Source organism: Curtobacterium poinsettiae (assembly GCF_047226435.1).
In the GTDB taxonomy this organism is placed as follows: Bacteria; Actinomycetota; Actinomycetes; order Actinomycetales; family Microbacteriaceae; genus Curtobacterium; species Curtobacterium poinsettiae.
The window spans coordinates 88320-110517 of record NZ_CP178434.1; the positions used below are offsets into that span (position 1 = coordinate 88320).

Below are 22198 nucleotides of genomic sequence, written 5' to 3' on the forward strand. Positions count from 1 at the left end.
GAGGGAGCTCGCCGAACCACGGCCACGGCCACGGGCTCCCGCGCACGAAGCGTGTGCGGCCTAGTCGTCGGCGGCGGACAGTTCAGCCGTCATGCTCCACCCCTGACCTTCTGTCCACGTCAGCGTGACCCAGCAGTCCTTCGCCCGCTTGTCGGCAGGGTGCACGAAGACGCCGACGATTGTCGTCACCACCGCGTCGTTGGAGGTGACCTTCGCACCCGGTGTCAGGAGCGGCTCGCAGACCTTCCACGCCGTGACCGCGCCGGAACGCTGATCCTGTCCCACCGCCGACACGAAGCGGTGTTCGTCGTGCTCCTCGAGACCCTCGACCGCTGCTTGTCTCGCGGCGGTCTCCGAGGCGTCGGAGGGTTCGCCTCCGACATCGGTCGGGACGTTGTGTCCGGAGCAGCCGGCCAACGCGACCGCGGCGACGATCCCGATGCTCGTGAGCAGCGGGGTCCGTGAGTGGTTCCGTGCGAGCTTCATGCGACATTCCCGACGGATCGTCGAGGCACGGCGCTGGTGCGCACCCCGAGCCCCACCACCGCAACCAGGTTCACTGCACTTCCCACCAAGAATCCCGTCGTCCCACCAGCGACACCAGCGATCGGTCCGAGCACCGCCATGAGCCCAGCGCCCACGACGAACCCGGCGACCGAGGCAAGGGCGACCTGGCGTGAGCGCCCAGCGGCGAGCAGCAACGCCGCCGGCACGAGCCCGACGGTGAACACCCACACCGCCACCATCAGGTAGCGCAGGTCGGTTACGGCAGCGGCACCCTCGACGGGGTAGACGATCGGCAGGAACCATCCTGCGAGCAGGGCGACCAGACCGAAGACGACGGCGGAAGCGGCAGCGAACCCGACGACGAGCAGCAGCGCCCCACGAGAGCGCAGCGATCCACCATCGGTCCGGTGCGCGAACGCCGGCACGAGCACCTGCCCCAACGCCTGCCCGAGCATCGACGCCGGCGTCGCCAGGGTGAAGGCGGCCGCGTAGACACCGGCGGCGTGCGCCGACGACGTCACCTGCGCCGAGATCATCGTCAACTGCAGCAACCCGTTCGAGGTCACCACCGCCAGCACGTTCCATGCTGCGAACCCGAGCACCCCGGCGGCGGGTTCGTGCGAAGCCGGCGAGAAGCCGTTGCCCCGCGGCCAGCACGCGATCGCGAACACCGTGTACCCGATGGCCAGGGGCAGCAGCACGAAGGGCTCGAGCCGCGCGACACACGCCACCACGAGCAACCCGAGGGCCAGGACGCTCGTCACGGAGTCCCAGAGGGCGACCCGGGGTGCCCGGTCGTAGCCGAGCTGCGCACCGCGGGCGTAGCAGTAGAGGCCGTAGCCCATGACGACCGCGGCACCACCGAGCACCATGCCGGGGCCGTTGCCCCAGGCCAGAGCGATCGGCACGGTGACCGCCGCGAGCACCACGCTCGACACCAGCATCGACAGCCCGAGCAGCCGGTTCACCGCGGCATCGGATCGCCGACCCCGTAGCGCGATCGCCAGGAACCGCGATGCGGTGTTGCCCGCGGCGTTCGGCCAGAGCAGCGCGACGAACACCGAGAGCGACAGCAGCGCCGTGGTCTGCCCGAGGGTCTCCGTGCCGAACACCCGACCGACGACGACGGTCACGAGCAGCTTCGCGACGCCCTGCACCCCTATGCCGACCGTGGCGAGCACCGCCGACGAAGCCACCGAAGACGACGGCGTCGCAGAAGCAGCAGGCCCGCTCACCGCGCCAACGCCTGTTCCACCCAGCCGCGCCGGTGCGCCCGCACCCCGAGCGTCACCGCCCGGACCCCGATGTACCCGAGGGCGAAGGCCGCCCACAGCCCCGCGAGCGTCCCGCCGGCCCACCAGAGCAGCGGCAGGTACACGACGAGGTTCACACCGCCGGCGATGGCCAGGTACCGCGCATCACCGGCACCGATCAGCACTCCGTCGAGCACGAAGACGTACCCGGCGACGGGCATCCCGACGGCGATGAGCACCAGCACGACGGGCAGGGCGTCCCGCACCGCCTGCGAGTCCGAGAACACCGGCCCGAGCACGCCGCTCACCGCCAGGGTCAGCACCCCGAGCAGCACACCGCCGGCGATCCCGAGCAGCACGAGCCGTCGTGTCACCAGTCGCACCCGCTCCGGGTCACGTCCGCCGAGTCCGTGTCCGACGAGCGCCTGCCCGGCGATCGCCAAGGCATCGAGCGCGAACGCCAACGTCGAGAAGACGGTCAGCCCGACCTGCGTCGTCGCGAGCCCGGTGGTCCCCAGCCCGGCGGCGGCCCCGACGGTGGCGAGCATCGCGATCCGCAGCGACGCGGTCCGCAGGAACAGCCATGCCCCCGACCGCAGGGCCCGGGCGACGCCCGAGGCACCTGGGCGCAGCGGCGCTCCCGACGACCGAGCGGCCCGCACCGCGATGCGCACGTAGACGACGGCCATCGCCCACTGCACGATGACGGTGCCGGCGGCGGATCCCTCGACGCCCCAGCCGGCGCCGTAGATCAGGACGGCGTTGAGCAGCCCGTTCGCGACGAACCCGATGGTCGCGACGACGAGCGGGGTCTTCGTGTCCTGCAGCCCACGCAGCAGTCCGGTCGAGGCGGTCACCACCAGGATGCCGGGCAGCCCGATCAGCGAGATGGTCAGGTACGCGGTCGCAGCGGCCGACACCTCGGCCGAGGCGCCGAACAGGTCGACGAGCGGTCCGGCGAGCGGCCACCCGGCCAGCGCCAGCACCACCCCCAGCACGAGCGCGAGCCACATCCCGTCGATGCCCGCGTGCACGGCTCCGCGACGGTCGCCACCACCGAGCGCCCGCGCCACGGCCGGGGTCGTCGAGTACGCCAGGAACACCAGCAGCCCGGTCACCGTCGACAGCACGGCACTCGCGAGCCCGACGGCCGCCAGCGGCGTCGCCCCCAGGTGCCCGACGAGCGCGGTGTCGGTCAGCAGGAACAGCGGCTCGACCACGAGCGCTCCGAGCGCCGGCACCGCCAGCCGCACGATGTCGCGGTCGACCGCGCGCCGCTCAGCGGTCACAGCGGGTCGCGTCGGTCGGTGCACCGACCCATTCTGTCGGCGATGCCGACCCGTCGTGGTCACCAGGCGGGGTGGGCGTGACCCCGGGACGGACTGGAGGCCCGTGGTGGCGCCGCCACGGGCCTCCAGTCCGGTGGTCCCACGTCCTCGGGCTTGCGCCCCGCACGACCTCGTTGCGCGACGAGCCGATCCGCTGACGTCTGTAACGCTGGAGCCATGACCGGACACTCCACAGTGTGAAGGACGAACAGGACGACGGCCCGCTGTGGACGCGAGCGGTCCGTGATGACGGGGCTGCGTTCGCCGCGCTGTTCGACCGGCACCGACCACGCATCTACCGACGGGCGTTGAGCCTGACGGAGAACTCGCACGACGCCGAGGACATCACGGCGGCGGCGTTCTACGAGCTCTGGCGCAAGCGCAAGAGCGTCACCCTCGTGGCGGGTTCCGTCGCTCCGTGGTTGCTGGTCACGACGGTCAACCTGACCCAGAACCATCGACGCGCAGCGGCGCGGTACCGGAAGCTCCTCGACGCACTCCCTCGGGACGATCCCCACGCTCCAGCCACGGACGCCGAAGACCTCGAGGCCCGCGAACGCCTCAGGACGACGATCCGGGGACTCGCGCCGCAGGACGCCGCACTGCTGGTGCTCACCGGGGTCGAGGAGATGCCGGTCTGGCAGGCCGCGCAGGCGGTCGGTCTCAAACCGCCGGCGGCACGCGTGCGGTTGCACCGGATGCGGCAGCGCCTGCAACGCGACCTGCACGACCTCCGTCCCAGTGTCCGCAACGCACCGGAAGGCACCTACTGATGAGCATCGACATGAATCCCGACGCCGCTGCAGCGGTCCGCTCGGAGCTGGCCGCCATCGGGACACGACCCAGCGCCCTGCAGCGCCAGCAACGACGTGCACGCATCGGCGTCTCGATCGTCTCCGTCGCAGCGATCGCGGTGACGACGAGCGCCGCCGCCCTGGTCGTCGCCGGGCTCCCGGGCACCACGACGACGGCAGCAGTCGGGCGCACGACCACTGCGACGCACACCGGCCCCGCACTGATCGACATCGGGCAGGCTCCCGACACCGCGGGTGCCGTGATCGTCGACATCACGTGCCGCAACGACGTCGGCATGGTCCGGGTCCTCACCGTCGGAGGGGGCGCATCCGGCCTGAGTTGTCGGGACGAAGGGACGATGCACGTCGTCGACGGCCGGCTCCCGGAGCGAGGGACCACGACGTTCAGCATCGAAGCGTCGGCGGGGACGCGGTGGACAGCAACGCTGCAGTACGCCAACGCGGTCACGTCGGACTGGGCGGTCAACGACAAGGGCCAGACCTACGGGGTCCCGAACGCGTCCGGTCACCCGGATCTGGTCCCCGGGAGGGCGGACAACGGCCGCGAGGGCTGGGTTCTGTGGAGCGAGCCGGACGGCGGCGATGTGTACGAGTCCGACGGCACCACCGTGGTCGGGCAGTGGACGGCGGGGGTCGCCGACGAGGTCCCGCTCGATCAGCGGTACATCGACGAGCAGGAGTCCGTGCAGACCGCGACCCCGTCGCCCAGCGCGCCGCGCTGAACCGGGCGAGGAGCGCGTTGCGGACCGGAGCGACCGACTGGGGGGCGTTCCGGTCCGCAACGCAGAACGGGACGGACGGGAGGCCCGTGGCGGCGCCGCCACGGGCCTCCAGTCCGGTGGTCCCACGTCGTCAGGCGCGTGGCGACGGCCGGCCGACCACTCGCGTCAGTCGGCGCGCGGTTCCGCGGGGACTGCGCCGATGGCGGCGTGCGCGGGGTCGGCGGCCTCGGTCGAGGGCTCGTCGGTGCCGCGGACCCGGCCGATGACGTCCATCACGTGGTAGACGACGATCGCGGCGATCGTGCCGACGATGATGCCGCCGAAGCTCGCCTGACCGAAGCGGAACGTGAAGTTCGCGATGCCGATGATCAGGGCGATACCGGCGGTCAGCTGGTTCTTCGGCTTCGAGAAGTCGACGCGGTTCTCGACCCAGATCCGGATGCCGATGATGCCGATCAGGCCGTAGAGCGCGGTGGTGGCGCCGCCGAGCACGCCGGCGGGCACCGAGGAGATGACGGCGCCGATCCTCGGCGACAGGCCGAGCAGGACGGCCGCGATCGCGGCGACCCAGTAGGCGGCGGTCGAGAAGACGCGGGTGGCGGCCATGACGCCGATGTTCTCGCCGTAGGTGGTGGTGGCGGAGCCGCCGCCGATGCCGGCCAGCACGGTCGAGATGCCGTCGGCGAAGAGCGCGCGACCGGTGAGCGGCGTGAGGTCACGGCCGGTCAACTGCCCGACGCCCTTGACGTGGCCGACGTTCTCGGCGACCAGCGCCAGCACGACCGGCACGAACGCCAGGTAGATCGGCAGCTGCGACGGGTCGAACGCGGGAGCGGTGAAGTCCGGCAGACCGATCCACGGCTTGTGGCCGACCTTCGAGAAGTCGACCTGACCGCCGATGAGCGCCGCGACGTACCCGACGAGCACGCCGATCACGATCGACAGGCGGCCGATGAGGCCCCGGAACAGGACGGTGACCAGGATGATCGTCGCGAGGGTGATGACCGCGATGACCGGGGCTTCCGTGAAGTTGTCCCGGGCCGACGGTGCCAGGTTGAAGCCGATCAGGGCGACGATCGCGCCGGAGACCACCGGGGGCATCAGCCGGTCGATCCATCCGGCACCGGCCAGGTGCACGACGAGTCCGACGATCGCGAGCAGCGCACCGACGACGATGATGCCGGACAGGGCGAGCGGAATGCCGCCGATCTTGGTCGCCGCACCGATCGGGGCGATGAAGGCGAACGACGAGCCGAGGTAGCTCGGCAGGCGGTTGCCCGTGATGAGCAGGAACAGGATCGTGCCGATGCCGCTGAACAGCAGCGTCGTCGACGGCGGGAACCCGGTGATCAGGGGCACCAGGAACGTGGCGCCGAACATCGCGACGACGTGCTGCACCCCGAGGCCGATCGTCCGGGGCCAGGTGAGCCGTTCGTCGGGTGCCACGATCGTCGTCGCGGAGACGGTCTTGCCGTCGCCGTGCAGCTTCCACGGAAGTCCCATGCGATGACCGTACCGGCAGCGATGCACCGGTGACGACCCGGATCGACCTGCCCCATGGGGTCGGTGGCTATCGTGGACCGCATGACCGACGTCGCACGTGCCTCCGGCATCCACACTGACGAACTCGACCCCGCGGTGCGCCCCCAGGACGACCTGTACCGCCACGTGAACGGGACCTGGATCGAGGCGACGCCGATCCCCGACGACAAGGCCCGGTACGGCTCCTTCACGGTGCTCGCCGAAGCCGCCGAGATCGCCGTGCGCGACATCATCGAGCGCTCGCAGCAGGCCGCCCCCGGCACCGAGGAGCGCAAGGTCGGTGACCTCTTCACCTCGTTCACCGACGAAGCGCGCCTCGAGGAGCTCGGCACCGCACCGATCGAGCACCTGCTCGCCGAGATCACCGCCATCGAGTCCGTGCCCGAGGTCATCGCCGCCGTCGGCCGCTTCGAGCGCCTCGGCCTGCCGAGCTTCCTGCAGCTCTTCGTCGACAACGACCCGGGCGACCCCGAGTCCTACGTCGTGTTCCTGGAGCAGTCCGGCCTCGGCCTGCCCGACGAGTCGTACTACCGCGAAGAGCGGTTCGCCGACATCCGCGAGAAGTACCGCGAGTTCGTCGCGGCGATGTTCCCGCTCGCCGGGTTCGACGACGGCGGCGCCCGCACCGAGCACGTCGTCGCACTCGAGACGGCGCTGGCGTCGAAGCACTGGGACAACGTCACCACCCGTGACAGCCAGAAGACCTACAACAAGCTGCCGTGGGCCGAGGTCGCCGCGCTCGCGAAGGGCGTCGACCTGCAGACCTGGTGGCAGGCCATCGACGCCCCCGCCGGCGCGTTCGAGACCGTCGTGGTCCGCGAGCCCTCGTTCATCACCGGCCTGGCCGACCTGCTGAACGACCAGCCGCTCGAGGTCTGGAAGGACTGGCTGCGCTGGCAGGTCATCCGTGGTTCCGCCGCGTACCTGACGAGCGCGTTCTCGGCCACGAACTTCTCGTTCTACGGCACCGCACTCACCGGTGCGCCCAAGCAGCGCGAGCGCTGGAAGCGTGGCGTCTCGCTGGTCGAGGGTGCGATGGGCGAGGCCGTCGGCCGCATCTACGTGCAGGAGCACTTCGACGAGACCTCGAAGGCCAAGATGGACGACCTCGTCGCCAACCTGGTCGAGGCGTACCGGCAGAGCATCACGGCGCTCGACTGGATGACCGACGAGACCCGTGCCCGTGCGCTCGACAAGCTCGACAAGTTCACGCCGAAGATCGGCTACCCGGTGAAGTGGCGCGACTACTCGGCGCTGCCCGTCCTGTCCGACGACCTGGTCGCGAACGTCCGCGCCGTCGCCTCGTTCCAGGTCGACCGCGAGCTCGGCAAGATCGGCAAGCCGATCGACCGCGACGAGTGGTTCATGACCCCGCAGACGATCAACGCGTACTACAACCCCGGGTTCAACGAGATCGTGTTCCCGGCCGCCATCCTGCAGTTCCCGTTCTTCGACGCGGACCGCGACGCCGCCGCGAACTACGGCGCGATCGGTGCCGTCATCGGGCACGAGATCGGCCACGGCTTCGACGACCAGGGCTCGCAGTACGACGGCGACGGCAAGCTCGAGAACTGGTGGACCGAGGCCGACCGCGCGGCGTTCGAGGAGCGCACGAAGGCCCTCATCGCCCAGTACGACGCCCTGGTGCCGACCGAGGTGCCCGACAGCCACGTGAACGGTGCCCTGACGATCGGCGAGAACATCGGTGACCTCGGTGGCCTGTCGATCGCGTGGAAGGCGTACCTGCTGTCGCTCGACGGCCAGGAGCCCCCGGTCGTCGACGGACTGACCGGTGCCGAGCGCTTCTTCCTGAGCTGGGCACAGGCCTGGCGGATGGCGATCCGACCGGAAGAGGCCGCGCGTCTGCTGTCGATCGACCCGCACTCGCCGAACGAGTTCCGCTGCAACCAGGTGGTCCGCAACATCGACGTCTGGTACGACACCTTCGGCGTGACCGAGCAGGACGCGATGTACCTCGACCCCGCCGAGCGCGTCGCCATCTGGTGATGACGGAGTCGGACGCGGCCCGGTCGTCGCGCCGCCGGCGACCGGACGACCGCCCAGCAGGTGGCGGCCGCGGTCGTGGGCGGCACAGCGGCCGGGCCGACGACCGCTTCACCGCCACCACCGAGGCCCTCGGTGCGCTCGCGCTCGAGGGCGCCGGGGTGAGTGCCTCGGTGATCGACACGTCGAGCGGCAAGGCACTGCTCGGGATCGACGACACCCTGGTGCAGCCGGTCGCGAGCCTGGGCCGCGTCCTGCTGCTCATCGAGGTCGCCGCCCAGCTCGAGGACGGCCGCCTGCATGGTGACCGGCTGCAGCGGATGGCCCGCGACACCGCGACCGGCGCCGGCCTGTGGCAGTTCCTGCAGGAGCCGACCATGCAGGTACCCGACCTGGCGACCCTGGTCGGGGCCACCGCCGATGCCTGGGCGATGAACGCGCTGCTGACGACGGTGGGCATCGACGCCGTCCGCGAGCGCGCGGAGTCCCTGGGCATCGAGCGCACGGCGTTGATCGACCGCGTGCGGGACCGCCGCGGCCCGGACGACGCCCCCGACGCGTCCGTCGCACCGACCGGGGAACTGTCGTGGGTGATGCGCGGCCTGGCACTCGGCGAGGTCGTCGACGAGGCGGTGTCGAACCGGGTGCTCGGCTGGCTGTCCCTGGCGAGCGACCTGAACCTGGTCGCCGGTTCCTTCGGGCTCGACCCCCTGGCGCACCGTGCACTCGACCACGGGTTGCAGGTCGTCGCGGTCACCGGGTCGAGCACCGGCGTGCGGGCCGAGGCGGGGATCCTGCGGGGGCCCGGTTCGTCGGTCAGCTACGCCGTGACGGTGACGTTCGACGACGCTTCGTTGCAGCGGCGGTTGGCCGTGGTCGAGGCGCTGCGGACCATGGGCACCGAGGTGCTCGAGGCGGTGCACGCCCCGGCTCGTCGCTGAGCTCGCTTGCCGCTGCCGCTGCTGTTGCCGCTGCTCGTGCCGAGTCTCGGTCCGGCGGACGGTTCGCGGGGTTCAGGACGGCGAAACTGTCCGCGCAGCCGAGACTCGCGGACCCGCGGACCCGTGGACGCTACGGGCGGGTGCCGGAACGCGGTGTCGCCGTGTCAGGGCCGGGGACGCAGACCGACTCGGCGCTCAGGCTCAGCCCGTCGACCGTGCCCCGGATGCTCGCCGTGGCAGGATCCGCATCCGAAGACGACGACCAGTAGTCCCGCCCCATCGCCCGACCGCTGACCCTGAAGCCCTCGGACGTCCACAGCGCGGTCACGGCGTCGAACGGTCCCTGCGCGTCGTCGACGATCTGGAACACGGGCACGATGCTGAACGCCGTCGCCCGGGTGCCGGTCGCATCGGGCGACCAGGTCGACCCGGGCGGCGCGCACTGTTCGGTACCCGTGGTGACGGTCGCGGGGACCCCGGCGGCGTCGACCGAGCGCTCGAGGAACGCCCGGAGCGTCGCAGCGTGGTCGCTCACGTCGGCGGGCACCCAGGGGGCCGGCGTGGGGCTCGTCGTCGGGGTGCCCGGGGCGGTGGCGTCCTGCGGCTTCTTCGCGTCGAGGGGGAGTCCGAGCCAGCCACTCGTCCCGTCGAGGCCGACGGAGAACGCGGTGCGCGGAGCGCGGTGTGCGTCGGCGGCTTCGTCCTTCGTCCGGACGAGGACGTCGGCGACGGCGCCGAGTCCTCCGCCCGAGACCGACAGGGAGGGGCGTTCGGCCTCCCCGGCTGTGGCGGACTCGGCGGCGGCGGCGGCGTCGGTGGTGGCCTGCGCAGCGTCGGCGTAGGTCGTGCCCGGTGAGTAGTACAGGCGCTCGACGTGGTGGTCACCGTCGCCGTCCAACCCGTCGATCGCGCGCAGGAGTGCTCGCCCGGGGTGCGTCGCCGTGATCCCCACCGAAACGTCACCCCGGTCCAGCGAGGCCGGGTGGTCGCCGACGATCGGACGGGCCTGCGTGACGGCGTCGGTGAAGCTGACGCCCGGCACGAGCCAGATCGTGGAACCTGACGGGGTCACCCAGAGCCTGCGCACGGAGGGCTCCGCACGCAGCCGTCCGGCCAGGTCGACGACGTCGCGGTCCATCGGATCGAGGACGACCGGTGCCGACGCGCGGCCGCGAGGCACGTCCAGGGTCACCGACAGCGTCGTGCCGCTGACACCCCGCGCCGCCGTGTGCCGGATCCGTTCGGCGACGGCGAGGTCGCTCGAGTCGGCCCGCACCTCGAGCGACGTGATCCAGTTGTGCGGGTCGTCCTTCGCGTCGACCTGACGGACCTCGCCCTCGGCCGTGTCGACGCCGGGCAACCGCTCGACCCGGGTGATGAGCTTCGCGAGTGCCGATTCCGATCCGGTCGGCGGTGGCGGTGACCACGTGCACGCGGCGAGTGTGAGCACGACGATGAGCGCGGTCGCGAGCGCTCCTGCTGAACGTGTCCGTGCGCGAGCCCCCATGCGTCCGAGTCTAGGAACGCCGTGGTGCCGCACGGAATCGGTCGCGGGACCCATCCCCGCTCAGCGCAGGAGCACGAAGGAGCGCAGCGGCTGGGGTTCGACGTCGTGGGCCTCGACGAAGCCACGCGACTCGTAGAACGCCCGCTGCCCCGCCTCGGTGTCGGTGAGCAGGACCGTCTGGCGAACGTCGGCGTACCGCTGCAGGACCGCGTCGAGGAGTGCACCGCCGACGCCCGACCGGTGCGCGGACGGCACGACGAGGACGTCCTGCACGTACACGATCGTTCCTTGACGCCCGGTCGGATCCGGACGAGCATCGCTGCTGGCGACGCGCGGGGGCGAGCGTCGCCTGGCACACGATGACGTGTGGTGTGAGCGCCGTCGTGTCGACCCGAATCCCCACGACGGCGCTCCTTGGCCTGTCCGTACCTGCGGTTCGCGGTGCCCACGGTCCGGAGCTCCCGCTCGTCACGGACTGCGCCCCGCCCGCGATCACCACGCGGACGGGGCCCCAGCTCAGGCCGGTGTCGACGTCAGGTAGGCGTAGAGGATCGCCGCGATGACGTCGTAGCCGGTGTCGTTCGGGTGGATCCCGTCGTACATGTAGGTGTTGCCCGTCGTGCCGGTCTGCCCGAAGTACGGCGGCACGTAGGCACCGAGGTCGAAGAACCCGATCGCGACACCCGGGTTCGCGGACCGGAACGTGGTCACCGCCTGCTGCTGTGCGGCGCGGTACTTCGCCCACTCGGCGGCCGACGCCTTGCCCAGCTGGTACGGCATGATCACGAGCAACGCCGAGTCCGGGCTCCGGTCGTGCACCAGGTCCAGGTAGTTGACCGTCTGCTGCGTCAGCACCGCGGGGGTGACCACGCCGTAGTCGTTCGTCCCCCACATCGACGTGATCAGGTCGGGCGAGAAGCGTCGGAGCGCATCGGCCCAGGTGTCGTTGCCGTTCGCGGCCGACGAGGCGAGGGAGAACCCCTCGGTGCGCGAGGTCGACTGCGATGCCTCGAGGACGTGGAACCCACCGCCCTCGTCGCCGTCGAAGAGCTGCCAGCCCTCGAGGAACGGCTCGCCGCTCTGCCACGTCACCGTGACGGTGCGGACCGCGGAGGCCGACTTCGGGCTGGTCCAGGTCTGTTCACCGGTGGAGACCGCGGGCAGGGTGACCTTGGTGCCGTCGATGGTGACGGAGACGGCGTCACGCGTGCTCGTCGCCCGCCACGACAGCACGAACGACGTGCAGCGCTGCGTGAACGTCGCCGACCGGACGCCGGTGCCGGTCAGGGCGACGGCTCGTCGGCCGAGTCCGGACTTCGTGCTCCGGGCGCCTGCGTACGTGGCGGAGCGGAGGTCGATCGCGGCACCGTTCGCTCCGGTGTACGAGACGTAGGTCACCGTGGTCGGCGGCTTGTCGACCGTGGCGTACTGCGAGCGGGCGGGGACGTAGTCGAACCCGCCGGGTGCCTGCCCAGCACCGTTGCGGAGTCGTGCCCGCACCCGCGCCGGGTACCCCTTCTGCGGCGAGGCTGCGCCGAACGCCTCCGTGATCGAGTCGCCCGCCGTGACGATGGTCGCGGTGCCGGCGGCGACCTTGCGGAAGAACCCGGCGAGCGGGTCGCTCGCGGAGTAGGTCAGTCCCGACGGGATGAACGGCTTGGTGGCTGCCGCGGTCGCCGGTGACGCCGCAGCGCCGGCCAGGGCTGATCCGCCGATCGTGACGGCGGCGCCCTGCAGCAGACCTCGCCTCGAGATCCCCCGGCCGCTCTTCGAACTGTGATCCGTCATGTTTCCCCCAAGAGCATCGATGCGGTGGTCACGGCACGAGCGCACTCTCCGGCCCTGCCGACCTGCGGCAACCTGAGAGAACCCCCATCCCACGACGACCATAGGTCAGTTCCGTCGTGAGCAACAGACCTGTCCACTCCCGGGATCGGTGCCAGCGGATCGTCCGACAGCTGTCGTCGAACGTCCGACCGCTACGACGTCGCCTGCCCCTCCGGCACGAACGCCTGCACGGACAGCAGCGAGGCGTCGGCGGACGCGCAGGCCTTGTAGTCCGTGTCCTTCACGAACAGGGACTGCTTCGACCCGGGCGGGTACACACGGAAGCCGTCCGGGGTCTTCGCCGAGCAGTCACCCGACGGGTAGTTCTCGGCCCGGACGATCTTGAGCGGTGCGACGGCGGTCTTGCCGGGTGCGAGGGTCACGGTCGGGTGCGGCGCGTTCTTCTCCTGCGTCGCGGCCGCACCGATCTGCTTGCCGGTGCCACCCCCGACGAACGAGACGCCCGGCCACCCCTGCACGGTGCAGGTCGTCGACCCGGTGTTCTCGAGCACCAGGTGCACGATGACGCTGCCGGCGGCACCACCGCTGCCGGCCTCGATGCGTCCTGCCAGCGACGACACCGCGCACCGGTCACCGGAAGCAGAACCGGAACCGGCGGACGACCCGGAACCGGTGGACGGTGCCGTCGAGGCGGACTCGTCCGACGACTGCGGTGCGGACGCCGGCGCGGACGCGGACGGCGACGGCGCGGGCGCGGTGACCGTCTCGGTGGCGGCGGGCTGCCCGTCCGAGGCACACCCCGCCAGTGTCCCGACGGCGACGAGCCCGGTCACGACGAGCAGGAACTTGGATCGGCTGCTGCGTTGCATGCTGCACAGGCAACCACCGAACGCCGCATCCGGTTCGGTCGGCGTCCAGGGACCCCGAGCACACTCCGAGGCAAGCAACCCGAGCAGCGGAGGTCGGACATGACGGGCAAGCACGAACAGGCACGAGGCGACGAGGGTCGCGCGGACGGGGTCGAGCCCCGCGCCGGAGCCTTCACCGACAGCGAGATCCCGGGCGAGGAGCACGTCGAGTCGACGGAGCCCGTCGGCGAGTTCGTCTCGAGCGACATCCCCGGCGAGGCGCGTCCGAACGGCGCCGGGCCCGATGGCGAGTACGTCGACTCGGACATCCCCGGCGAGGCCGAGCCGGCGCAGAACGGCGAGGTCGGGGAGTACACCGACACCGACAAGGCCTGACGGTCAGTCGATCAGCTCCGCCGCCACCAGGCGGCGGAGCGTCTCCACGCCCGCAGGCGGGCAGCGACCCGCGTCGGCGGAGGTGACCCACTCGACCTCGTCCACCTCGGCCGAGGCGACGGGCGTGGCGGAGTCCAGTGGGCCTCCCGGCCGGACCAGGAACAGCGTCATCGCGACCATCGTCCCCGGAGCCTGCCCGTGGGCGGGCTCGAACACGACGCCGAACGGTTCGACGTCGGCGGCGGTCAGCCGCAGGCCGGTCTCCTCGTCCGCCTCGCGCACGGCGGCCTCGACGTCGGTCTCGTGCGGCTCCGCCTTGCCGCCGGGCAGGTAGAGCACGTCGCGCGCCCGGGCGCGCACCATCAGGACACGTCGGTCACGCACCAGCAGCAGCGCACTCACGCGCAGTGTGGGTGGTTGGGCGCCTGTCTGGAGGCTCAGCTCGCGTCCGCCTGGTCGTCGCGACCCGGGGTGGTCGGGTCCAGGGCCGTGCGGTCGGCCAGCGGGACGACGGGCGACGGCAGCTCCGGTTCGGCGTCGGGGCGGACGCCGTACAGGGAGTCGATCGCCCCGACGAACTCCTCGCCGCGACCGGCGCGACCGAGCTCACGGGCGCGGACCGACGGACGGTGCAGCAGGACGCCGACCAGGTGCCGGAGCGCCCGCTCGGTGTGCTCGACGGACTCGCCGTCGGCGTCCGCGCGGCGCTTGGCCCGCTCGATCTCGTCGTCGAGGATGTCGAACACGTGCTTGCGGAACGCCACGAGCGCCGGGGTCGTCGACTGCTCCATCGCCTGCGCGCGGAACCGGGACACGGCGTCGTCGACCATCGCGCGCGCCTCGGACTCGGCGTTCAGCTCGGAGATCGGGGCGTGGATGCTGATCGTCTCGAGGTCGAGCAGCTCGACGCCGTCGACGCCGGCGGCCGCGGGGTCGACGTTGCGGGGGAGCCCGAGGTCGATGACGATGCGGCGGACCCCGTCGTCGAGGTCGGCCGGTGCGACGACCGGGACCTCGCTCGAGGTGCAGGTGATCAGGACGTCGCTCGCCCCGATGGCCTGGCGCAGGTCACGGGTGGCGACGAGGTCGTGCTTGGCGGCGAACCAGGACGCGCGACCCGAGGGCGAGAAGACCTGAATGTTCGTGGCACCGCGGTCGCGCAGGGCGGCGATGGTGGTCGCCGCGTAGCTGCCGGTGCCGACGAGCAGCACGCGGGTGCGGGCCCAGTCGGTGACGCGCGACGAGGCGAGTTCGAGGCCGAGGCGCACGAGCGACCGGCCGGCGGCGCCGATGCGGGTGCGGGTCTTGACGCCGCGCGAGGTGTGCGCGGCCTCTTGGAACAGGCGCTCGAGGTCCGAGGTGGTGGTGCCGTTCGACCGGGCGTCCTCGAGCGAGCGACGGACCTGGCCGGAGATCTCGGTCTCGCCGACGACGACGGACTCGAGACCGCTCGACACGGCGAACAGGTGCTGCACGACGTCCTTGCCGCCGAGCACGTTGACGGAGTCCAGGACCTCGGTCGCGTCGAGGTCGCTCGCGGCGGCCACGGCCTGCACGGTGGCGGAGACGGCGGAGTCGCTCTCGTCGCCCGCGATGTCCAGGTACGCCTCGAAGCGGTTGCAGGTCGCGAGGACCACTGCACCGTCGAGGACGCCGGCATCCGTGACGAGTCGGCTGGCTGCCGCGGGTGCACCGATGCTCAGTCGCTCCAGGAGATCGAAGCTGGCGTTGCGATGCGACGCCGTGAGACAGATGAGCACGTAGTCAATGGTAACGCGCTCGATGGGAGAATCATCCGGTGACCGAAGCGACGAGCACATCCCTCCCCGACTCCCACCCCCTGGCATCAGGGCGGACGAGTGGTTCCCGCCTGGTACGGGCCCTGCGGGGTGACCGTCCGGAGACGCTCCCGGTGTGGTTCATGCGGCAGGCCGGACGGTCCCTGCCGGAGTACCGCGAGCTTCGGATCGGCACAGCCATGCTCGATGCGTGCCTCGACCCGGAGATGGCGTCGGAGATCACCCTGCAGCCGGTGCGCCGGCACGGTGTCGACGCGGGCATCTTCTTCAGCGACATCGTCGTGCCGATCAAGCTCGCCGGCGTGGACGTCGAGATCGTCCCCGGTCGTGGTCCGGTGCTCTCGTCGCCGATCCGCACCCCCGCGGACGTCGACGCGCTCGAGCAGCTCGACCCCGCGGCCCTCGCCCCCATCGAGCAGGCCGTCCGCCGAACGGTCGAGCAGCTCGGCGACACCCCGCTGATCGGCTTCGCGGGGGCACCGTTCACCCTGGCCGCCTACCTGGTCGAGGGCGGTCCGTCGAAGGACCACATCCGCGCCCGCACGCTGATGCACGCCGACCCCGAGACCTGGTCGCGGCTGCTCGCCTGGGCCGCCGAGGTGTCCGGGATGTTCCTGCGGGCCCAGGTGCTCGCCGGGGCCTCGGCCGCGCAGCTGTTCGACTCGTGGGTCGGGTCGCTCTCCCGCGCCGACTACATCCGGTCCGTCGCGCCGCACTCCGCCCGGGCCATGTCGTACGTCGCCGAGCTCGGGGTCCCGCGCATCCACTTCGGGGTCGGCAGCGGCGAGGTCCTGGCCGACATGACGACCTTCGGCACGGACACCGTCGGCGTCGACGCGATCGGGGTCGACTGGCGCCTGCCCCTCGACCAGGCGGTCCGGCGCGTCGGCACCGGCGTCAGCGTGCAGGGCAACATCGACCCGGCGATGCTCTCGGCGCCGTGGGACGTCCTCGAAGCGCACGTCCGCGACGTCGTCCGTCGGGGCGGTGCCGCACGGGCGCACGTCGTGAACCTGGGCCACGGGGTCCCGCCGGAGACCGACCCGGACGTCCTGACCCGCGTGGTCGAGCTCGTCCACTCCCTCGGGGACGGAGCCGGCGCATGACCGACGTCGTCGTGGTCGGCGGCGGGATCGCCGGGCTCGTCACCGCGCGTGACCTGGCCAAGGGCGGCGCCCACGTGGTGCTCGTCGAGTCCTCGGGCGAGCTCGGGGGCATGATCCGTCGGCACACCGTCGGCGGGATCGACCTGGACATGGCGGCGGACTCGTTCGCCACCCGCACGGACGCCGTCGGCCGCCTGGCGACCGAGCTGGGACTGGGCAACGACGTCGTCGCCCCCGACCCCCGCGGCGCGTGGCTGATGACCCGCGACGGCCGGACCTCGCCGATCCCCGCGACCGGGCTCCTCGGCATCCCGAGCACCCCGATGGCGGCCGACGTGCTGGCCGTGGTCGGACAGCAGGGCGGTCTGCGAGCCCAGATGGACTCGCTGCTGCCGGCCCCGGTGGGCGCCAAGGCCTCCTCGCTCGGCGAACTCGTCCGCCGGCGTATGGGGGAGCGGGTGCTCGACGACCTGGTGGTGCCGATCGCCGGTGGCGTGCACTCCACCCACCCCGACCAGCTCGACCCCGACCGGGTGGCTCCGGGCCTGCGCGCCGCACTGCTGCGCGAGGGCTCCCTGGCCCGGGCGGTCCTGTCGCTGCGGGCACGGGCGGCCGCCGGCACCCCGGTGCAGGGGATCCGCGGTGGCACGGTGCGGCTCGTGGACGAACTCGTCGCCGACATGGCCACCTACGGCGTCGACGTCCGACTGCACACCCGGGCGACCCGGATCGAGGCGCACGCGGTGGAGACCGTCCGCGCCGACGGCACCACCGAACGGCTGCCGGCCCAGCACACCTTTTCCTCCGTCGCCGACCCGGAGCGCACGGCTGCACCCGACCGGACGGGCATCCAGCTCGTCACGCTCGTCGTCGACCAGCCGGAGCTCGACGCCGCCCCGCGTGGCACCGGCATGCTCGTGCACCCGGACGCGCAGGCCGTCTCGGCGAAGGCCCTGACGCACGCCACCGTGAAGTGGCCGTGGCTGGCCGACGTGGCGGACGGACGCCACGTCCTGCGACTCAGCTACGCGACCGGCGCGACGGACACCGCGGGCGTGGCCACGAGCCTCCCGGTCGACCCGGCCGACCCCGTCGGCAGCCGTGCCCTGCAGGACGCCTCCACGCTGCTCGGCGTGCCGATCACGGCGGACCGCGTCAGCGGGGCCGCACGCGTCGGCTGGTACGGGCCGGACCTGACCGCAGCCGGGCTGGCCGAGGGCGTCGTCGGCATCGGCGAGGCCTCGACCGGACGCGGCCTGGCGGGCATCATCGGCGCGGCCCGGAAGGCAGCCGACGAGCTCCTTCGTTCCTGAGCGGACCGCGCAGCCCGTGAGGGCTACTGTTGGTGAGACCGCCGGACGTATTCCGTTCGGTGCATGACCACCGCACAACCAATGCACGGAGGAATCGCACATGCGCGGAAAGCTCCTGTTCGTCGCCGGCGCCGCACTCGGGTACGTCCTGGGATCGCGAGCCGGACGGGCGCGGTACGAGCAGATCAAGACCGTCAGCGGCAAGGTCTGGAACAGCAACGGCGTCCAGAAGGGCGTGCACGTCGCTGAAGACTTCATCGCCGACAAGACCCCGGACGTCGCCGAGTTCATCGGTGAGACCACCAAGAAGGCCGTCCGCAAGGTCGGCCAGAAGAAGGACACCACCACCTCATGACGGACACCCGCGATCGCAAGTCGCGTTCGCTGTTCGGCCTGGTCGGTGACGTCCCGAAGCTCGTCAAGGGCCTGGTCAAGGGCGAGATCGACCTGCTCAAGGCCGAGATGCTCGCGAAGGCGAAGATCTTCGGTCTGGCAGCCGGGCTGCTGGTCGGTGCGCTCGTCGTGGTGCTCTACGCGATCGGCGTCCTGCTGACCGCAGCCGTGATGGGCCTGGCGACCGTGATGCCGGCGTGGCTGGCCGCACTGGTGGTGGCCGTGGTGATGCTCGTCATCGCCGCGATCCTCGGCCTGGTCGGCTGGAAGCGCCTGAAGAAGGGCCTGCCCCTCACGCCCAAGCGCACGATCGACAGCGTCAAGAACGACATCAACGCGGTCAAGGGCCTCGGCAAGAAGCCGACCCCGCCGACGCAGTACGGCAGCCGCAAGCCGGACGTCGACAGCCGCTCCTGAGCGCCGACAGCCCCGACAGCCGCACCACCGACGGAGGAACCGTGACCGACCCGCACGACGATCTCGCTGCCCGCGTCGCCGCGACCCGCGCCCAGTTGTTCGACACCCTCGACGCGATCGAGGACAAGCTCAACGTCCCGAAGCAGATCGGGATCGCCGCGTCGAGGTTCAAGCGCGGCCTCGACGAGCAGCCCGTCCCCTACCTGGCCGGTCTCGCAGCCGGCGTGGCAGTGGTCGGGGGTATCGTCGTGATGGTGCTCCGACGGCGGTAGACCGCCCGAGCGCGGTCCACCGGAGGCGGGGCGGCCACCACCCTGGCAACCGATAGGACAATGGATCCATGAGCTCCGACGCGCCCGTGCCCGCGAACGACCACCCCCACGCCGAACCCGCCGAGACCGGTCACCCGGACTCCGGGATCGACCCGAACCTGCTGACGGCGTACGCCCTCTGGGCAGTGTTCCGCCGGCCCCTCGGTCCGATCCACCGCGTCGGCGACGACGCCGTGGCCGAACTCGACACCGTGATCGCCAGCGCCGCCGAGCGCGGGGTCACGATCCGTGGCTTCTACGACGTCTCGGCCTTCCGCGCCGACGCCGACGTCATGGTCTGGCTGCACGGCGACGACGCACAGGCGATCCAGGCCGTGCTGCGCGAGATCCGCCGTACCGGACTGTTCCAGGACGCCGAGCCGGTGTGGCACGTGATGGCCATGCACCGCGAAGCCGAGTTCAACAAGCGGCACACCCCCGCGTTCCTGCGCGGCAAGGACCCCGAGGCGTGGATCACGGTGTACCCGTTCGTCCGCTCCTACGAGTGGTACCTGCTGCCCGAGGACGAGCGCTCGAAGATGCTCCGCGACCACGGCATCGCCGGCGCGAAGTACCGCCGCGTGCTCACGAACACCATCGCGACCTTCGCCCTGAGCGACTACGAGTGGATCCTGCCGCTCGAGAGCCCGGACCTGGTCGACCTCGTCGACCTGATGCGCGATCTCCGTTACACCGAGGCGCGCATGCACGTGCGCGAAGAGGTCCCCTTCTTCACGGGTCGTCGCGTGACGACCGCCGAACTCCCGGAGGTGCTGTCATGACCGACACCAGCATGATCACGAACGGCCAGGTCCTCGCCGCGACCCCAGCGGCAGCGTCCGGACCCGAGCACGTCGAGACCCCGACCGCGTACGACGCGATCCTGCTCGCGGGCTTCGGTGGTCCCGAGGGCCAGGACGACGTCATCCCCTTCCTGCGCAACGTCACCCGCGGCCGCGGGATCCCGGACGAGCGTCTCGAAGAAGTCGCGCACCACTACCGCCACTTCGGCGGCGTGAGCCCGATCAACGCGCAGAACCGTGCGCTCAAGGCCGCGCTCGAGGCCGAGCTGGCGTCGCGCGGCATCGACATGCCGGTCCTCTGGGGCAACCGCAACTGGGCGCCCTACCTCGAAGAGGCCTTCACCGAGGCGGCGGACAAGGGCTACACCAAGCTCGTCGCCATCGCCACGAGCGCGTACTCGTCGTTCTCGAGCTGCCGGCAGTACCGCGAGGACTACGCCCGCGTGCTCAACGAGACCGGTCTGATCGACACGATCCAGATCGACAAGGTCCGCCAGTTCTTCGACCACCCGGGCTTCGTCCGCCCGTTCATCGACGGCGTCCGCGACGGCATGGCCCGCGCGATCGCCGAGAACGAGGGCCTGGACGTCGCGACCGAGCTGCAGGTGCTCTTCTCGACGCACTCCATCCCCTCGACCGACGCCGCCCGCTCCGGCCCCGACTACCGCGGGTTCGACGAGCACGGCGCGTACGAGGCACAGCACCTCGCCGTGGGCGAGGTCGTGCTCGACCAGGCCTGGGCCGAGCTCCTCGAGCAGCCCGAGCACGCCCACCTGCAGGGCACGTCGAAGCCCGCCTGGAAGCTCGTCTACCAGTCGCGTTCCGGCCCTCCGACGCAGCCGTGGCTCGAGCCGGACATCAACGACTACATGAACGAGGACCTCAAGGGCGGCCCGACGCGTGCCGTGCTGATCGTCCCGCTCGGCTTCGTCAGCGACCACATGGAGGTCATGTGGGACCTCGACGAGGAAGCCACCGAGACCGCCGGTGAGCTCGGCTTCTGGTCGCTCCGCACGCAGACCCCCGGCATCGACCCGGCCTACGTGTCCGGTCTCGTCGACCTGGTGCTCGAGCGGGTCAACGGCACGCCGAAGGCCGAGCGTCCGCACATGACCGACATCGGCCCCTGGTACGACGTGTGCCGTCCGGGCTGCTGCGAGAACGTGCGAGCGGGGTTCAAGCCCGCCGCCGCCGGCGTCGCCCCGTGACCGACGCACCCGTGAACGACCCCAACACGACGTCCCCCGACGGCCCGGCCCCGATCCGGCTCGGCACCCGTGCCAGCCGGCTCGCGGTCGCGCAGTCGCAGGACGTCGCCGACCGCCTGGCGAAGGCGGCCGGTCGACCCGTCGAACTCGTCACCGTCACGAGCGAGGGCGACACGAACCGTGCGTCCCTGGCCTCGCTCGGCGGCACCGGTGTCTTCGCCAGTGCCCTGCGTGAAGCCCTGGTCGCCGGCGAGGTCGACGTGCTCGTGCACTCGCTGAAGGACCTGCCGACCGCCCCGTACCCGGGTCTGACGATCGGTGCCGTCCCGAAGCGGGCGGACGCCCGCGACGTCCTCGTCGCCCGGAACGGTGCGACCGTCGACACGCTGCCGGACCGCGCGAAGGTCGGTACCGGTTCGCCGCGCCGTGCCGCGCAGCTCCGTGCCGCACGGCCCGACCTGGACGTCGTCGACATCCGCGGCAACATCGACACCCGCCTCGGTCGGGTGGACGACGACCTGGACGCCGTGGTGCTCGCCGCCGCCGGCCTGGGGCGCATCGACCGCCTGTCGGCGGCCACCGAACTGCTTGACCTCGGCTTCTGGCCGAGTGCTCCCGGGCAGGGTGCGCTCGCGGTCGAGATCCGCACGGACGAGACCGACCGGGGGCTGCTCGCGGCACTCCGCAAGATCGAGCACGCCCCCACCCGCCTGACGGTGACGGCCGAGCGCGAGGTGCTCGCCAAGCTCGAGGCCGGCTGCTCCGCTCCGATCGGTGCGACGGCCGTCGTGGACACCGAGCTCCTGCTCGTGTCCGCGACCGTCTACCGCCCCGACGGCACCGAGTACCGCACCGCATCGCACGCGGCCGTGCTCGACGGTTCGGCGCAGGACCGTCTCGACGAGGCGCTCGCGGTCGGTGGCCGCGTGGCGACCGAGCTGCTCGAGAACGGTGCTGCGGAGCTCGCCGACCTGGCGACCACCGTCGCCGAGGACACCACGGACGGGCCGTACACCGCGGGCCCCGGCCTGGCGACGCCGGCCGAGTAGGCGGTCACCACGGAACCCTCCACCACCGCGACGGACGAGGCGCGACCTCCGGTCGTCCTCGTCCCGCGTGGCGGTGCGTGGGGGGACCGGGTCGCCGCGGCCGCCCGGGCCCGTGGGCTCGCCCCCGTCGTCGTCCCCCTCATCACGG

General features: G+C 71.6%; 22 protein-coding genes and 1 pseudogene. 13 read left to right on the plus strand and 10 right to left on the minus strand.

What is annotated here, in order from left to right:
• Positions 1 to 60 precede the first annotated feature (60 nt).
• Genes ACL00U_RS00385 through ACL00U_RS00395 form a run of 3 tightly spaced genes read right to left on the minus strand, consistent with a single transcriptional unit; the run spans position 61 to position 3049 of the window.
• Entirely contained in the window at positions 61 to 486 is a 426-nt protein-coding gene (locus tag ACL00U_RS00385; protein WP_259551354.1) for a hypothetical protein, read from the minus strand.
• Entirely contained in the window at positions 483 to 1703 is a 1221-nt protein-coding gene (locus ACL00U_RS00390; RefSeq protein ID WP_412873693.1) for a lipopolysaccharide biosynthesis protein, read from the minus strand. The genes ACL00U_RS00385 and ACL00U_RS00390 overlap by 4 nt, the downstream gene beginning before the upstream one ends.
• A gap of 35 nt (positions 1704 to 1738) precedes the next feature.
• Positions 1739 to 3049, minus strand: coding sequence for an MATE family efflux transporter (locus tag ACL00U_RS00395; protein WP_412873694.1), 1311 nt, complete (start codon positions 3047 to 3049; stop codon positions 1739 to 1741).
• Between the two features lie 236 nt (positions 3050 to 3285).
• On the opposite strand from ACL00U_RS00395, the gene ACL00U_RS00400 reads away from it, so the two are divergent.
• Both ACL00U_RS00400 and ACL00U_RS00405 read left to right on the plus strand, forming a co-directional pair.
• Positions 3286 to 3861 (plus strand): RNA polymerase sigma factor, encoded by a 576-nt coding sequence (locus ACL00U_RS00400; RefSeq protein WP_056072533.1) that lies wholly within the window; start codon positions 3286 to 3288, stop codon positions 3859 to 3861.
• Positions 3861 to 4625 carry a hypothetical protein gene (locus tag ACL00U_RS00405; protein ID WP_412873695.1) on the plus strand — a complete coding sequence of 255 codons (765 nt, stop codon included), beginning with the start codon at positions 3861 to 3863 and terminating at the stop codon, positions 4623 to 4625. Before ACL00U_RS00400 ends, ACL00U_RS00405 begins: the two co-directional genes overlap by 1 nt.
• 165 nt (positions 4626 to 4790) lie before the next feature.
• On the opposite strand, the gene ACL00U_RS00410 is transcribed toward ACL00U_RS00405, so the two are convergent.
• Complete coding sequence (locus ACL00U_RS00410; protein WP_412873696.1) at positions 4791 to 6128, minus strand: uracil-xanthine permease family protein; 1338 nt, start codon at positions 6126 to 6128, stop codon at positions 4791 to 4793.
• An 81-nt stretch (positions 6129 to 6209) separates the two neighbouring features.
• Between ACL00U_RS00410 and ACL00U_RS00415 the strand changes: the two genes are divergently transcribed.
• A complete protein-coding gene (locus ACL00U_RS00415) occupies positions 6210 to 8174 on the plus strand; it encodes a M13 family metallopeptidase (RefSeq protein WP_412873697.1) in 1965 nt (654 codons plus the stop codon).
• The gene (locus tag ACL00U_RS00420) at positions 8174 to 9112 is read left to right on the plus strand and encodes a serine hydrolase (protein WP_017887737.1); all 939 of its coding nucleotides are present in this window, start codon (positions 8174 to 8176) and stop codon (positions 9110 to 9112) included. Before ACL00U_RS00415 ends, ACL00U_RS00420 begins: the two co-directional genes overlap by 1 nt.
• A gap of 130 nt (positions 9113 to 9242) precedes the next feature.
• Here the strand turns inward: ACL00U_RS00420 and ACL00U_RS00425 are convergent, their stop codons facing one another.
• From ACL00U_RS00425 to ACL00U_RS00440, 4 genes and pseudogenes are all read right to left on the minus strand, one after another.
• The gene (locus ACL00U_RS00425; RefSeq protein ID WP_412873698.1) at positions 9243 to 10619 is read right to left on the minus strand and encodes a hypothetical protein; all 1377 of its coding nucleotides are present in this window, start codon (positions 10617 to 10619) and stop codon (positions 9243 to 9245) included.
• A 60-nt stretch (positions 10620 to 10679) separates the two neighbouring features.
• Positions 10680 to 10907 (minus strand): annotated as a pseudogene (locus ACL00U_RS00430) (GNAT family N-acetyltransferase); the annotation flags it as partial.
• Between the two features lie 228 nt (positions 10908 to 11135).
• A complete protein-coding gene (locus ACL00U_RS00435; protein WP_214562628.1) occupies positions 11136 to 12407 on the minus strand; it encodes an SGNH/GDSL hydrolase family protein in 1272 nt (423 codons plus the stop codon).
• 191 nt (positions 12408 to 12598) lie between these two features.
• Positions 12599 to 13276, minus strand: coding sequence for a DUF4232 domain-containing protein (locus ACL00U_RS00440; RefSeq protein WP_056072520.1), 678 nt, complete (start codon positions 13274 to 13276; stop codon positions 12599 to 12601).
• A 99-nt stretch (positions 13277 to 13375) separates the two neighbouring features.
• Between ACL00U_RS00440 and ACL00U_RS00445 the strand changes: the two genes are divergently transcribed.
• Positions 13376 to 13651: a hypothetical protein gene (locus ACL00U_RS00445; RefSeq protein ID WP_017887732.1), complete on the plus strand. Its 276-nt coding sequence runs from the start codon at positions 13376 to 13378 to the stop codon at positions 13649 to 13651.
• 3 nt (positions 13652 to 13654) lie between these two features.
• On the opposite strand, the gene ACL00U_RS00450 is transcribed toward ACL00U_RS00445, so the two are convergent.
• Together ACL00U_RS00450 and ACL00U_RS00455 are read right to left on the minus strand one after the other, a co-directional pair.
• Positions 13655 to 14053 carry an NUDIX hydrolase gene (locus ACL00U_RS00450; protein ID WP_307858772.1) on the minus strand — a complete coding sequence of 133 codons (399 nt, stop codon included), beginning with the start codon at positions 14051 to 14053 and terminating at the stop codon, positions 13655 to 13657.
• A 35-nt stretch (positions 14054 to 14088) separates the two neighbouring features.
• Positions 14089 to 15411, minus strand: a complete 1323-nt coding sequence (locus ACL00U_RS00455) for a glutamyl-tRNA reductase (RefSeq protein ID WP_017887730.1) — start codon at positions 15409 to 15411, stop codon at positions 14089 to 14091.
• A 38-nt stretch (positions 15412 to 15449) separates the two neighbouring features.
• Between ACL00U_RS00455 and hemE the strand changes: the two genes are divergently transcribed.
• The 8 genes from hemE (at position 15450) to hemC (ending at position 22050) form a co-directional block, all read left to right on the plus strand.
• Positions 15450 to 16556, plus strand: coding sequence for a uroporphyrinogen decarboxylase (gene hemE, locus ACL00U_RS00460; protein ID WP_259551371.1), 1107 nt, complete (start codon positions 15450 to 15452; stop codon positions 16554 to 16556).
• Positions 16553 to 17869 (plus strand): protoporphyrinogen/coproporphyrinogen oxidase, encoded by a 1317-nt coding sequence (locus ACL00U_RS00465; RefSeq protein WP_214562632.1) that lies wholly within the window; start codon positions 16553 to 16555, stop codon positions 17867 to 17869. Before hemE ends, ACL00U_RS00465 begins: the two co-directional genes overlap by 4 nt.
• Positions 17870 to 17969: 100 nt before the next feature.
• Positions 17970 to 18224 carry a hypothetical protein gene (locus ACL00U_RS00470; RefSeq protein WP_017887727.1) on the plus strand — a complete coding sequence of 85 codons (255 nt, stop codon included), beginning with the start codon at positions 17970 to 17972 and terminating at the stop codon, positions 18222 to 18224.
• Positions 18221 to 18679, plus strand: a complete 459-nt coding sequence (locus tag ACL00U_RS00475) for a phage holin family protein (RefSeq protein ID WP_017887726.1) — start codon at positions 18221 to 18223, stop codon at positions 18677 to 18679. The genes ACL00U_RS00470 and ACL00U_RS00475 overlap by 4 nt, the downstream gene beginning before the upstream one ends.
• A gap of 41 nt (positions 18680 to 18720) precedes the next feature.
• Entirely contained in the window at positions 18721 to 18951 is a 231-nt protein-coding gene (locus ACL00U_RS00480; protein WP_017887725.1) for a DUF3618 domain-containing protein, read from the plus strand.
• 68 nt (positions 18952 to 19019) lie between these two features.
• Positions 19020 to 19772 (plus strand): hydrogen peroxide-dependent heme synthase, encoded by a 753-nt coding sequence (gene hemQ / locus ACL00U_RS00485; RefSeq protein ID WP_017887724.1) that lies wholly within the window; start codon positions 19020 to 19022, stop codon positions 19770 to 19772.
• Positions 19769 to 21001, plus strand: coding sequence for a ferrochelatase (locus ACL00U_RS00490; RefSeq protein ID WP_263136940.1), 1233 nt, complete (start codon positions 19769 to 19771; stop codon positions 20999 to 21001). The genes hemQ and ACL00U_RS00490 overlap by 4 nt, the downstream gene beginning before the upstream one ends.
• Positions 20998 to 22050: a hydroxymethylbilane synthase gene (gene hemC / locus ACL00U_RS00495; RefSeq protein ID WP_412873699.1), complete on the plus strand. Its 1053-nt coding sequence runs from the start codon at positions 20998 to 21000 to the stop codon at positions 22048 to 22050. Before ACL00U_RS00490 ends, hemC begins: the two co-directional genes overlap by 4 nt.
• Positions 22051 to 22198 lie beyond the last annotated feature (148 nt).

Coding starts and splice junctions, on each gene's coding strand:
- ACL00U_RS00410 (WP_412873696.1), bottom strand. CDS start 6,128: ATGGGACTTCCGTGGAAGCTGCACGGCGACGGCAAGACCGTCTCCGCG.
- ACL00U_RS00470 (WP_017887727.1), top strand. CDS start 17,970: ATGCGCGGAAAGCTCCTGTTCGTCGCCGGCGCCGCACTCGGGTACGTC.
- ACL00U_RS00475 (WP_017887726.1), top strand. CDS start 18,221: ATGACGGACACCCGCGATCGCAAGTCGCGTTCGCTGTTCGGCCTGGTC.
- ACL00U_RS00415 (WP_412873697.1), top strand. CDS start 6,210: ATGACCGACGTCGCACGTGCCTCCGGCATCCACACTGACGAACTCGAC.
- ACL00U_RS00425 (WP_412873698.1), bottom strand. CDS start 10,619: ATGGGGGCTCGCGCACGGACACGTTCAGCAGGAGCGCTCGCGACCGCG.
- ACL00U_RS00465 (WP_214562632.1), top strand. CDS start 16,553: ATGACCGACGTCGTCGTGGTCGGCGGCGGGATCGCCGGGCTCGTCACC.
- hemQ (WP_017887724.1), top strand. CDS start 19,020: ATGAGCTCCGACGCGCCCGTGCCCGCGAACGACCACCCCCACGCCGAA.
- ACL00U_RS00420 (WP_017887737.1), top strand. CDS start 8,174: ATGACGGAGTCGGACGCGGCCCGGTCGTCGCGCCGCCGGCGACCGGAC.
- ACL00U_RS00435 (WP_214562628.1), bottom strand. CDS start 12,407: ATGACGGATCACAGTTCGAAGAGCGGCCGGGGGATCTCGAGGCGAGGT.
- ACL00U_RS00490 (WP_263136940.1), top strand. CDS start 19,769: ATGACCGACACCAGCATGATCACGAACGGCCAGGTCCTCGCCGCGACC.
- ACL00U_RS00385 (WP_259551354.1), bottom strand. CDS start 486: ATGAAGCTCGCACGGAACCACTCACGGACCCCGCTGCTCACGAGCATC.
- ACL00U_RS00405 (WP_412873695.1), top strand. CDS start 3,861: ATGAGCATCGACATGAATCCCGACGCCGCTGCAGCGGTCCGCTCGGAG.
- ACL00U_RS00445 (WP_017887732.1), top strand. CDS start 13,376: ATGACGGGCAAGCACGAACAGGCACGAGGCGACGAGGGTCGCGCGGAC.
- ACL00U_RS00440 (WP_056072520.1), bottom strand. CDS start 13,276: ATGCAACGCAGCAGCCGATCCAAGTTCCTGCTCGTCGTGACCGGGCTC.